This is a genomic window from Amycolatopsis sp. WGS_07 (genome assembly GCF_045278895.1).
Lineage (GTDB): Bacteria > Actinomycetota > Actinomycetes > Mycobacteriales > Pseudonocardiaceae > Amycolatopsis.
Genome location: NZ_CP136053.1, coordinates 8,432,100 through 8,444,074, shown reverse-complemented (window position 1 = coordinate 8,444,074; position 11,975 = coordinate 8,432,100). Strand labels below are relative to the sequence as shown.

General features: G+C 69.0%; 12 protein-coding genes. 7 read left to right on the top strand and 5 right to left on the bottom strand.

Features of this window, described 5'->3' with window-relative positions; translation table 11 throughout:
* Positions 1-93 precede the first annotated feature (93 nt).
* Positions 94-1,233: a response regulator transcription factor gene (locus RPX00_RS39695; RefSeq protein WP_406633340.1), complete on the top strand. Its 1,140-nt coding sequence runs from the start codon at positions 94-96 to the stop codon at positions 1,231-1,233.
* 27 nt (positions 1,234-1,260) lie between these two features.
* Here the strand turns inward: RPX00_RS39695 and RPX00_RS39690 are convergent, their stop codons facing one another.
* Positions 1,261-1,845, bottom strand: a complete 585-nt coding sequence (locus RPX00_RS39690) for a TetR/AcrR family transcriptional regulator (protein ID WP_406633338.1) — start codon at positions 1,843-1,845, stop codon at positions 1,261-1,263.
* An 80-nt stretch (positions 1,846-1,925) separates the two neighbouring features.
* Here RPX00_RS39690 and RPX00_RS39685 point away from each other — a divergent pair, with 80 nt between their 5' ends.
* Positions 1,926-2,150: a hypothetical protein gene (locus tag RPX00_RS39685; protein WP_406633336.1), complete on the top strand. Its 225-nt coding sequence runs from the start codon at positions 1,926-1,928 to the stop codon at positions 2,148-2,150.
* Positions 2,151-2,154: 4 nt separating this feature from the next.
* On the opposite strand, the gene RPX00_RS39680 is transcribed toward RPX00_RS39685, so the two are convergent.
* Positions 2,155-2,559, bottom strand: coding sequence for an NUDIX domain-containing protein (locus tag RPX00_RS39680; protein WP_406633334.1), 405 nt, complete (start codon positions 2,557-2,559; stop codon positions 2,155-2,157).
* A 78-nt stretch (positions 2,560-2,637) separates the two neighbouring features.
* Between RPX00_RS39680 and RPX00_RS39675 the strand changes: the two genes are divergently transcribed.
* From RPX00_RS39675 to RPX00_RS39655, 5 genes are all read left to right on the top strand, one after another.
* Positions 2,638-3,126: an HAD domain-containing protein gene (locus RPX00_RS39675; RefSeq protein WP_406633332.1), complete on the top strand. Its 489-nt coding sequence runs from the start codon at positions 2,638-2,640 to the stop codon at positions 3,124-3,126.
* A gap of 93 nt (positions 3,127-3,219) precedes the next feature.
* Entirely contained in the window at positions 3,220-4,011 is a 792-nt protein-coding gene (locus RPX00_RS39670; RefSeq protein WP_406633330.1) for a BPL-N domain-containing protein, read from the top strand.
* A 121-nt stretch (positions 4,012-4,132) separates the two neighbouring features.
* Positions 4,133-5,431, top strand: a complete 1,299-nt coding sequence (locus RPX00_RS39665; protein ID WP_406633328.1) for a hypothetical protein — start codon at positions 4,133-4,135, stop codon at positions 5,429-5,431.
* A complete protein-coding gene (locus tag RPX00_RS39660; protein WP_406633326.1) occupies positions 5,428-8,670 on the top strand; it encodes an internalin in 3,243 nt (1,080 codons plus the stop codon). The genes RPX00_RS39665 and RPX00_RS39660 overlap by 4 nt, the downstream gene beginning before the upstream one ends.
* A 44-nt stretch (positions 8,671-8,714) precedes the next feature.
* Positions 8,715-9,248 carry an AAA family ATPase gene (locus RPX00_RS39655; RefSeq protein ID WP_406633324.1) on the top strand — a complete coding sequence of 178 codons (534 nt, stop codon included), beginning with the start codon at positions 8,715-8,717 and terminating at the stop codon, positions 9,246-9,248.
* Between the two features lie 6 nt (positions 9,249-9,254).
* On the opposite strand, the gene RPX00_RS39650 is transcribed toward RPX00_RS39655, so the two are convergent.
* The 3 genes from RPX00_RS39650 to RPX00_RS39640 all read right to left on the bottom strand — a co-directional run bounded on the left by RPX00_RS39650 (position 9,255) and on the right by RPX00_RS39640 (position 11,971).
* Complete coding sequence (locus RPX00_RS39650) at positions 9,255-9,926, bottom strand: hypothetical protein (RefSeq protein ID WP_406633322.1); 672 nt, start codon at positions 9,924-9,926, stop codon at positions 9,255-9,257.
* Between the two features lie 94 nt (positions 9,927-10,020).
* On the bottom strand, positions 10,021-11,181 hold the full coding sequence (locus RPX00_RS39645; RefSeq protein WP_406633320.1) for a sulfotransferase family protein: 1,161 nt from the start codon (positions 11,179-11,181) through the stop codon (positions 10,021-10,023).
* A gap of 10 nt (positions 11,182-11,191) precedes the next feature.
* Positions 11,192-11,971 (bottom strand): SDR family oxidoreductase, encoded by a 780-nt coding sequence (locus RPX00_RS39640; protein ID WP_406633318.1) that lies wholly within the window; start codon positions 11,969-11,971, stop codon positions 11,192-11,194.
* Positions 11,972-11,975 lie beyond the last annotated feature (4 nt).

Sequence of the window (11,975 nt, the reverse complement as noted above, 5' to 3'; positions counted from 1 at the left end):
CCGCGCCGGCGCGCCCGGGAGGCGCGGGAGGGTTCTTGGAGCCGTCCCGCGCCTCCTTCGCGGTCTTGTCCTGACGGGAGTGGAGGAAAACCGGTGGTGAGGGACGATCCGCCGTTGCGGACGCGGTCGAGGATGCGGACCGTGCTGCGCGAACGCGATCTCGCGGGGATCACGGAGGTGCTCGTCGCGGCTGAACGCCTGCTGTCGTGGGCCTCGATCCCGCAGTTGGACGGCGGGCACGATTTCGTCGCGACCTCGACTGCCCTGCGCATGGTGGAGGAGACGGTCCGGCGCGCGCTCACCGGGGAACCGGCGCTCGGCGAACATCTCGTGTCCGCGCGGGATCTCGCCGATCTGCTGCTTCGGCTCGGCCGTGCCGAATACGTCTTGCGCGACGCGGCCGAACAACACCGTTCGGCGACCTTGCGCGCCGCCGGAGAGCAGTTGCGTGCGCTCGGCGCTATCGCTTCAGCGGCGGATCTCATCGCGCGGGTGCCGCGGGTGCTGGCCGCGCTCGGGTTCGACCGGACGTCCTATTCCGGCATGCACACCGCCGGTCAGCTCACCATGAGCGAGGTCGTGCACGTCGAGGGCGACGCGGGACTCGCCGCGGAGATCCACCGGCTCCTCGGCGGCCAGATCCACCGCGTCGGCCCGGCCGATCCCGAGGCCGACATGATCCGGCGGCGGACCGGGATGCTGATCACCGGAGTCGCCGACGATCCGCGGATTCCCCGGCAGGTGATCGAGGTCTTCCACTCGCGCAGTTTCGTCGCCGCCCCGGTTTTCGCCGGCGGCGCCCCGGTGGGCTTCCTGCACGCCGACCGCGATTACCACGTCGAGGACGTCGACGAGTTCGACGCGGAACTGATCGCCCTGTTCGGCGCCGGGTTCGGGTACGCGCTCGAACGCGCGCGGATGCTGGGCCGGTTCGCGCGGCTGCGCGAGGACATCGGCCGCCATCTGACCGGCATCTCGCTGCGGCTGGACCAGGGCTTCGTCCCGCCGTCCCCGCAGCAGCTCGAGCCCGGTGCGGTGCGGCAGCTGGTCAGCGACCGTGAACGGGAAATCCTCGAACTGCTCGCCCGAGGGCAGACCAACGCGGAGATCGCCCGTGTCCTGCACGTTTCCGAGGGCACGGTCAAAACGCACCTCAAGCACATCTTCCACAAGCTCGGGGCGGCCAACCGCGCGCAGGCCGTCTCCCGGTGGCTGGGGCAGGAACCGGGCTGAGCCGTTTTCGGCGTAATTGCCCGGGTTTCAAGCCCAGAGATGCCCGGTCTGCCTGCGCAGCTCCGCCACAGCCGACTCCGGCGTGTGCCTGCCCAGCAGTACCTGCAGCGTCAACCCGTCTGCCAGCGTCAGCACCGCGTCGACCTCCTGCTGGAGATCGAGGCCGGTCCGCACCTCGCCGCTGTCCTGAGCTGCCCCCAGCAGGACGGTGAGCATCTCGGTCAGCCCGGCGTAATGCTGCTCCTGCGCGGCCGCCAAGGTTGGATCGACCACCGCCTGCGCGGTGAACGCGATCCACACCCGCGCGCTGACGAGTCCCGGGTCGTCCACCGCGAGCAGCGCGGTCAATGCCTGTTCCAGCATGACGGCCGCCGCCCCGTCGCCGATCCGGGCCTGTGCCCGGGCCGCGACCTCCCGGTTCACGTGCTCCTGCGCGAACAGCAGCATCTCGGCTTTGGTGCGGAAGCAGCGCTGCACCGCCCCCATCGACATCCCGGCTTCGGTGGCCACTTCGCGCAACGTCACGCCCTCTAGCCCGCGCGCGCTGACCAGCGAACACACCGCTTCGGCGAGGTGTCGTCGCCTGCTGTCGTGATCGACCTGTTTCGGCATGGGGTCCAGGGTACCGATGCGTCTGCATCGGATTGATGCTAGGGTTCCGATGCAAGCGCATCGAAACGGGGGTTTTCCTGATGGCGGTCAAGCAGGCGCAAGGCGCGCGGGTGCTGCTGGGAGTGATTCTGTTCGTGCAGGGCTTCGGCTCGGCGATCACCGAAGCGGGCTGGGGAACGAGCTTCGGAGTGGCGGGCCTGCTGCGGTGGGCGGGGGTGCCGCAATGGGCGGACCTGGTGCTCGGGGCGGCAGGCGCGGTGCTGCTGGTGTGGGCGCTGGTCGTCTGGCGGCGTAAGGCGGGGTGACTGTCTAATGTGGAGCTAGCAGGCCGGTCTCGCGCAGGTGGTCGAAGATGACCTGGTCGACCGGGGACACCCGGCTCCGGTCGGCGTAGGTCAGCCAGACGATTTCCTCGATCTCGCTGCTGGGGGTCAAGGTGCCGCGGTAGTCGGCGGTGTAGCAGGTCATCCGGACGGTGGTGCCTGCCGCGTGGCCGTGAGCCTGGGCTTGGAAGGTGCCGAAATGCTGCGCGCTCTCGGGCGTGATGGCTACGTCGAGTTCCTCGGTGATTTCGCGGACCAAGGTTTCGAGGTCGGTCTCGCCGGGCTCGCGTTTGCCGCCGGGGAGGTAGTAGACGTCCTTGCCCCGGGAGCGGGTGCTGAGAATCCTGCCCGCGTCGAGCCGGATCCAGGCGATTTTGTCGATGACGGGCACGGGAATCCTTCCGGGCGTTCGCCGGGTGAACGTAGCTGTCGCGGTGGTGCCTGTTCAACTCGATAAGCTGGCGGCACAATGGAATCCTCCCTTGGTCGCCGCCCGGTGCTCTTCCTTGACGTGGACGGAACTCTGCTGCCTTTCGGGCCTGGTGCCGAACCGCGCGAGACGAGTTCTTCGCTGGAGCGGCTCGATTCCCGGCTGGGGGTACGGCTCGCCTCGCTGCCTGCCGAACTGGTGTGGGCCACGACATGGGAAGACGAAGCCAACACCGAGATCGCGCCGCGGCTCGGTTTGCCGCCGCTGCTGGTCGTGCGGTGGCCGGAGCCCGCCCTGGCGGAGGATCGCGAAGATCAGTGGTTCGGCGTGCACTGGAAGACCCGGACTTTGGTCGCCTGGGCGGACGGGCGTCCGTTCGCCTGGGTGGACGACGAGATCGCCGACGGCGACCGGGAGTGGGTGCTGGCTCGGCATCCCGGATGCGCGCTGCTGCACCGTGTCGAGCCGGGCCGCGGCCTGACGGAGGAGGATTTCGCGGTTGTCAGCGACTGGCTGGCGGCGTTGTGACCCGGGTTCTCGTGACCCGGCTGACCCCGCAAAGCTAACCGTTACGGTAATTTGGCGGGTAGCGGTGCGGTGGGCGATCAGAGGAGAGAAGCCATGCCCGGTCGGCCTTCGGTTGTCAGGCGGCGGTTGCTGGCCAGTCTTCTCTCGGCCGCCGCACTGCTGGCCGCGGGCTGTGGTCAGCCGAAAGCCGACGCGGAAGCTCCGCCGCGCGTTGCGGAGCCGCCGCTTGCGTTGGTGTACAACGGGCCGCAAGGGTGCGACGAATGCGGGCCCGCGGTGGCCGAGTTGCTGCGGCGGGCACCGCAGCATTACCGGGTCGAGTACGTCGGCCCCGGCACCGGGAAGCCGCTCACGGCGGCCACGCTGGCCGAAGCGCAGTTGTACGTCCAGCCGGGTGGCGGCCAGGACCTCGACCGGACCTGGCAGGACTTGCGCGGTTCCGCGGACGCGCTCCGCGATTGGGTCCGCAACGGCGGCAGCTACCTCGGCTTGTGCTTCGGCGGCTATCTCGCGGGTCGCGATCCCGGGTTCGGGCTGCTGCCGGGCGACACTCACGGCTACGCGGGGTCGCCCGGCTCCACGGTTCCGGACGAGCGCGACACCGTCATCGAGGTCAGTTGGCGCGGGAAACCGAGGCACATGTACTTCCAGGACGGGCCCGCGTTCCGGCTGGACGACGGGGCCGACGCGACGGTCCTGGCGACCTACACCAACGGGGTGCCAGCGGTGGTCGTCGCGCCGTACGGGAAGGGCCGGGTCGGGGTCAGCGGGCCGCATCCGGAGGCCGATGCCTCTTGGTACGAGGAGAAGGGGCTCACCAACTCCGACGGCGTTCGGCTGGATCTGGCCGAAGAGCTGATCCAGGAGACGGTCGCGCGGAACTGAGGAAAAAGCGCGGCAAAACGGCGCGGTGAATGTTTTTCGCGGGGAACTCAAGCGGGTGAGATATCCGCGCTGGCCGCGTTTTCGAGTTGTCCGCGGCGGGGCGCGTTGATTCGATGCGATCATGGTGCGGTCGGCGGTTCGGCGCTTCGCGGTACAGGTCCTGGTGACGGTGCTCGCGGTGTCCGGCGTGGCGGTGGGCACGGCGGCTCCGGCGGCGGCGCAGACGTGGCCGGTCGAAGGCGAGCAGAGTCCGTCCGCATTCGACTGCGACCATCTTTATTACAGCAATTTCCGCTCGGGCATGCAGTTTCGCGCCGACGCCGCCGGGGACGCCGAGATCCAGAACACGGTGATCAGCAAACGGGCGGGCAGCGGGCTGCCGGATTACTGGTCGACCAATATGGCGCTCGGCAAGGACCCCGACAGCGGACGTCCGGCGGCGTTCTACTCCAGTTACACGAGCGCGAACCGCACGCTGTACAAGCACGTTTCCGGCACTGACCAGGTCACCGACCAGATCGCCGCCGGCGAGACCCGGCAGCTGCCCGCCGGGGTGAACTGGGGCGGCCTCGCCGCGGATCCGAACACCGGGGTGCTGTTCGGCGCGCAGAACGGCGGTGCGCCGAAACTGTTCGGGATGAACCTGTCGACCGGTGCGACGACGGTCTGGACCAGGGGCTCGAACCTGACGCCGGTGCCGTCCGACGATCCGGTCTTCCGGGGCGGATCCCTGGTGCCTGACTTGTTCGTGGACGACGAGGGCGGCGCGTACTACGGCATTTCCTACGGCGGTTCGACGTACGTGTACCGGCTCGATCCGGCGACCGGCACCACGACGCGGGCCGTCGAGGTCACCGGGCCGGGCAGCGGCAACGGGTTCAACAACTACGGAATGGCGTACTTCCACGGCTCGATCTATCTCGGCTACTACGGCGGCGCACTGTACAAAGTGGACCCGCGCACCGGCACCTCGACGCTGGTGCCTGGCGGCAACGCGCAGGACAACCAGGTCGGGCGGATCACGTCCGAATCCGGCGGCTCGTGGCCGATCACCGACCTGGCCAGCTGCTCGATCGCGCCGAACCTGACGTCGAAGCTCGTCGTGCGCAAGACCGCGAGCGAGCAGACGGCGAAGCCGGGGGACACCGTGCGGTACACCGTGACAGTCGCGAACGAGGGCGACGCTCCGGCACCGGCCGCTCAGCTGTCCGACGATCTGTCCGCGGTTCTCGACGACGCCACATACAACAACGACGCGGCCACCACGACCGGTGGCACGCCGACGCCGACCCAGCCGGCCTACGACGGCCGCAAGCTGACCTGGACGGGTGCGATCGCACCGGGCGACACGGTCACCATGACTTATTCGGTGACCGTGGGAAAACCGCCTGGTGGGGACAAAAGCTGGCCAACGTCGTGACAGTCCCGGAAAGCAACTGCGCCGCAGCGTCGCAGGATCCGGCGTGTTCGACGGCGGTGCCGATCGCCACCCTGAAAATCGCCAAACACGCGTCGCCCGCCGACCCGAGTCCGGGGAGCGTCGTCACCTACACGGTCAAGGTGACCAATGACGGGCAGGCCGCCTGGGCCGGGGCGAGCGTCACGGACGACCTCAGCGACGTGCTCGACGACGCCGCCTACAACAACGACGCCCGGGCAACGGGATCCGGCACGGTTCGCTACGACGAAGCAGGACGTGCGCTGCACTGGGCCGGCGATGTCGCGGCGGGCACCACCGTCACCATCACGTACACGGTGACGGTGGGCGACCCGCCGCAAGGAAACCGTCGCCTGACCAACCGGGTAGCGGGCCCGGACGGTTCGAACTGCGGCGAGGATCCGGAGTGCACCACGGATGAGCCGATTTCCGGTGTGGTGATCCGGAAATCCGCCTCGCCCGCCACCGCGAAACCGGGCGACACCGTCACGTACACGATCACCGCCCAGAACATCGGCGGCGCGCCGGCGACCGCGGTCCGCCTGTCCGACGATCTGACCGGCGTGGTCGATGACGCCGCCTACAACGGCGATGCCACGGCCACCCCGGCGTCCACCCAACCGGTATACGACCCGGACACGGCGAAATTGACCTGGACGGGCGACCTCGAAGCAGGCGCGACGGTGACGATCACCTACACCGTCACCGTGCACTCGCCGCCGCGCGGGGACCGCAAACTGCGCAACGCGGTCACTGGTCCGGCGGACTCGAACTGTGCTCCGAACAGCACCGACCCGGACTGCGCCACCGAAACCCCGATCGGCGCGCTCGAAATCAAGAAAACCGTGGATAAGGCCGACGCCAAGCCCGGCGAGCGAGTCAGCTACACCGTGACTGTGCGGAATACCGGCGAGGCCGCCTATCCCGGCGCGACGTTCACCGACGACCTTTCCGGCGTCCTCGACGACGCGACGTGGAACAACGACGCAACCGCCACCTCCGGCACCGTGTCGTTCGCCGCCCCGCGATTGCATTGGGAAGGAGACGTTTCGGCAGGTGCGACTGTGACGGTTCGCTACTCCGTCACCGTCGGCAGCCCGCCCGCCGGCGACCACCGGCTGCGCAATGCCGTCACCGGACCGGACGGTTCGACCTGCGATACCTGCACCACGGATACCGGCATCGGCGCCCTCGAACTGTCGAAGACCGCGTCGCCTGCGAGCGCGAAGCCCGGCGACAAGGTCACCTACACCGTGACCGCCCGAAACCCGGGTAGCGGAACCTATCGAGGCGCGAGCTTCACCGACGACCTGAGCCGGGTCCTGGACGACGCGACCTACAACCACGATGCCACCGCCAGCACCGGCACGGTGAACTACGCCGAACCCGCCCTGACCTGGACCGCCGACCTGCCCGCGGGAGCGACCGCGACGATCACCTACTCGGTCACCGTCAGCGCGGCGCCTAACGGGGACAGCGAACTCCGCAACGCGATCACCGGACCGCCCGACTCCAGCTGCCCGCCCGGAAACACCGAACCGGACTGCAATCCGGTGACCCCGGTTGCGCGCTTGCACGTCAAGAAGACCGCGACCCCCTCCGACCCGCGCCCCGGCGACACCGTCACTTACACCGTCCTGGTGGCCAACGACGGCAAGGCCGCTTACCGCGGCGCAACCGTCACTGACGACCTGACCGGTGTCCTCGACGACGCGACCTACCACAACGACGCACGCGCGACCACCGGCACCATCGCTTACGCAGCACCAAAACTGACCTGGACGGGAGACGTCGAAGCAGGCGCGACGGTGACGATCACCTACACCGTCACCGTGCACGACCCGCCACGCGGCGACAAGAAGCTCGCCAACGCGGTCACGGGCGGCGACAACTGCCCGCCCGGCGGCCACGATCCGGACTGCGGGACGGTCACGCCGCTGCCCGCGCTGAAGATCACGAAGAGCGCGACCCCGGGGGAGATCAAAACCGGCGACCGGGTCAGCTACACGATCACCGTCGAGAACGTCGGCGAGGCCGACTACCGGTCCGCGTCGTTCGCCGACAACCTCGCGGGCGTGCTCGACGACGCGACTTACAACGGCGACGCCAAGGCGGACATCGGCACTGTCGCGGTCGCGCCGCCGAACCTGACGTGGACCGGAAACCTGCCCAAGGGCGCCACCGCGACCATCACGTATTCGGTCACCGTCACCAACGCTGGCGACCACCGGCTCGTCAACACCGTCACTGGAACCGGGTCGAACTGCCCGGAGGGCTCGGCCGATCCGGACTGCCGGGTCGTACTGCCGAAACCGCACCTGCGGATCACCAAAACCGCGGATCCGGCGGTCGCCACGCCCGGCGGGAAGGTGGCCTACACCGTGACCGTGCGCAACGTCGGCGAGGCAGCGCAACCGGACGCGTCGTTCACCGACGACCTGTCCGGAGTCCTGGACGACGCCACCTACAACGAGGATGCCACGGCGAGCAGCGGGACCGTCCACTTTGCCCGACCGCGTCTACAGTGGACCGGAGCGGTCGCGGCGGGTGCGGATGTCACCATCAAGTACTCGGTGACCGTCGGGGATCCGCCGCGCGGGGACCGGATCCTGCGCAACGCCGTCACCAGCCCGGACGGCACGAATTGCGAGACGCGAGACCCGGCTTGCGGCACCGAAACCCCGGTGCGCGCCATGACTGTCACCAAGCGCGCCGGAGCGGCGACAGCGAAACCGGGGGAGAAGGTCACCTACACCGTCGACCTCGTCAACACCGGCACCGCCGCCTACCCGGACGCCGCGTTCGTCGACGACCTCGCCGACGTCCTGGACGACGCCAGCTACAACCAGGACGCCCAAGCCACCAGCGGCACCGTCGACCAGACCGGCTCGCGGCTGACCTGGCACGGGACGTTGGCGGTCGGCCAGACCGTCACGGTCACCTACTCGATCACCGTCAAACCCGAGGCTGCTGCGGGGCGGCATCTGCGCAATGTCGTGGTCTCGCCGAATCCGGGCACGAACTGTGTCACGGGCACCGAACCTGGTTGTGCCACGGACACTCCGGTGACTCCGGGGACACCGCCTGCCGGTCCGGCGGGCACGCCGCCGCTGGCGACGACGGGCACTCCGTTCCGCGAACTCTTGCTTGGCGCGCTTTTCAGCCTGCTCAGCGGTTTCGCGCTGCTGGTGTCGGCACGGCGGCGGAGGCAGCGGCGCTGAAAATCGTTGGCGGAACCGGTCATGAAGAAGGCAGGGTTCCCGGCGTGACGATCTTCCTGGTGACCGGCATCCAAGCGGCCGGCAAGTCGACCGTGGCGCAGGCACTCGCCGAACGGCTGCCGAAATCCGCGCACGTGCGCGGCGACGCGTTCCGGCGGATGGTGGTCAACGGCCGGGTCGAGATGGGGCCGGCCGACCCGCCCGCTGAGGCGATCCGCCAGCTGCGGCTCCGCTACGCGCTCGCGGCCCAGGTCGCCGACGGGTACGCCGACGCCGGGTTCGACGTGGTGCTGCAGGACATCGTGCTGGGCGAGTACCTCACCGAGATGGTTGATGCGCTGCGCACGAGGCCGTGTTACGTCGTGGTTCTCGCGCCGAGCCCGGAAGTGGTGGCGCGGCGCGAGGCGGCGCGGGGGAAGACCGCGTACCAGCCCGGCGACACCGGGATCGCCGGGCTGGACGCGTATCTCCGCGAGGAGACCCCGCACCTCGGGCTGTGGCTGGACACCTCGGAGCTGACCGTGGAGGAGACAGTCGAGGAGATCCTCGCCAGGGCCGAAGCCGAAGCGGCGGTCTGACCGGCGTCAGTTCGGCGGCTGCTGAGGGCCTTCGCCCGGGTTGGGATGCGGCGGCTCGGGCTGGGCCTGACCGGGCTGCGGTTGACCGGCCTGGGGCTGGCCCGGCTGCGGCGGCTCGGGCTGGGGGTAACCGGCTTGCGGCTGGCCCGGCTGCGGCGGCTCGGGCTGGGGGTAAGCGGCCTGCGGCTGACCGGGCTGCGGGTAACCGGGCTGTCCCGGCTGCGCGTAACCGGGCTGGGCGTAACCGCTCTGCGGATACCCGGCCTGCGGATACCCGGGCTGTGCGTAGCCAGGCTGGGCATACCCCGCCTGCGGCTGCCCACCGGTCGGGTAGAAGCCCGGCTGCGGCGTCCGGGCGCCCTTCACGACCGCGAGCACGACCAGCAGCCAGGACAGCACCTCGAAAAGGCCGAGCGGGATGCTCACGGCCATGAAGATCGTCTGCATCTCGTCGCTGCTCAAGTGATCCGAGGCCATCCAGGACCCCACGTCCGACAGCATGAACTGCCAGACGATGCCCAGCGCCGTGGTGACGAGCATGACCGCGAAGGCGGCCACCACCATCCCGGAGCCGCCCCGCGAGCGCCTGCTGGCCGAGAGGATCAGGCCGATCAGCCCCACGATCAACAGCAATGCCCGCGGGATGATCTCGAGGATCGTGTACGTGAAGGTCGTCATACCTGCTCTCCGCTCAAGGAACGTCAGGCAGATCCTAGGGGGCGGCCCGGTCCAGCGTGGGCGGTTCGGCGCGAAGCACGGTCTCGAAACGGCTTCAGCTCTGGTGTGCGGCGCGGTAGCCGGAGAACCGCTCGTCGACCTCCTCGGCAGTCAGGCCGAAGTCGGCGAGGTCGTAGCGGTGCCTCGGTTTCGCGTCTCCGGTCCGGCTCCGCTCGTGCAGCGTGGTCATCGCGTCGCGCGCCTGCGGGGCGAGGTCGAGGCCGAAGTGCTGGTAGACGCCTTCGACGGTGCCGATCGGGTCAGCGACGAAGTCCTCGTACCGGACGTCGCAGAACTGCGCGGGATTGTGCCGGGCTCGCGCTGCTTCGAACTGTTCCGCGCCTCGCGCCCACAGATCGAGCTGGCTGCGCCCGACAACCTCGCCGCGGAAGGTGTCCGACCAGCCTTCCGACGCCTGCTCGGTCAGGCTGCACACCGAGGCGATGATCGTGCTGGGCGCGCGGTGGGTCTGCACGACCAGCGCGTCCGGGTAGACCTCCAGGAGCGCGTCGAGGGCGAACAGGTGGCTCGGGTTCTTGAGCACCCAGCGCCGGCCCGCGTCGGGGAGGCCGATGAGCTGAAGGTTGCGCCGGTGCCTGCGGTAGGCGTCGGTCCAGTCCTGTCCGTCGAGCCAGCGCGAGTAGCCGGGCACGTGCGCGAGGCATTCGTAGGACACGGATTTCAGCGATTGCCGCAGCAGCTGCCAGCATTCCTCGACCTGGTCGGCCGACATGTGGTGCAGGCCCATGAACTCGGGATGTTCGACGTGGTGCTGTTCGTACCCGGCCTGGATCGCTTGGAACACCGGGTTGTCCGGCCACGTTTCGCGCGGCGGGCGCGGCTGCGGCATTTCGGTCAGCCACACTTCGAGGCCCTGATGTGCGGGATCTTCGGTCAACAGGCGGTGCAGCGCGGTGGTTCCGGTACGCGGCAGGCCAGTGACGAAGATAGGCCGTTCGATGGGCACGTCGGCGTACTGCGGATTCTGCTTCCACGAAGCTTCGCTCAGCAACCGCGCGACCAGTGCGCCGCGAAGGAAGGCGCGGTGGACTTTGTTGCCGTACGGCGTTAATCCCGCTTCGTTGGCGTAGGAATCGAGAAGTACGCGCAGGCCTTCGAGGTGGTCGTCTCCGCCGAAGTCGTCGAGGCCGGTGAGTTTCGTGGCGGACACGTGCAGGTCCTCGACCGTGCCGACGCTGTCCCGTCCTGGCAGCATGCTGTTCCCCTCAGTGGTGGTATTCGCCGGCGTTCACGTCGAGGCATTGCCCGGTGACGCAGCGGGCGAGCGCGGACGCGAGGAACACCACGGTGTCGGCGATCTCGTCCGGTTCCGGGAGCCGTCGCAGGTCGATCGTCTCCGCCGTTTCGGCGTACACCTGCTCCGCGGGCACGCCGCGTTCCTTGGCCAGATAGGCGAAGTACCACTTGAGGGAATCCGCCCAGATGTAGCCCGGAGCAACGGTATTGACCCGGATGCCGCGCGGGCCGAGTTCCGACGCGAGGCTTTGCGCGAGCGCGAGCAGGCTCGTCTTCGCCATTTTGTACGCGCCGAACGTCCGCCGGGAATGGCGCAGCACGGCCGAGTTGATCATCACGACCGAACCGGTGGAGTCGGCGAGCGCGGAGGTGCAGAGGCGGGTCAGCCGGAGCGCGGCGATCACGTTGGTCTCGAACCCGGCGCGGACCGCGTCGAGGTCGACGTCGGCGAGATCGGTGATCGGCGGGACGGCGAAAGCGTTGTTCACCAACGTGTCCAAGCGGCCGAACTCGCTCAGCGCGGTCTCGACGAGCTTGGTCGCCGAGGCTTCGTCGGTGATGTCGGTGGGCACCGAGACAGCACGCCGGCCGAGCGCTTCGACTTCGGCGGCGACCTCGGCCAGGCGCGATTCGGTGCGGGCCGCGAGGACCACGTCGGCACCGGCCGCGGCGGAGCGCAGCGCGATCGAACGGCCCAGTCCGGGGCCGATTCCGGAGACGAGGACGACCTTGTCCTTCAACAGATCCATGGGT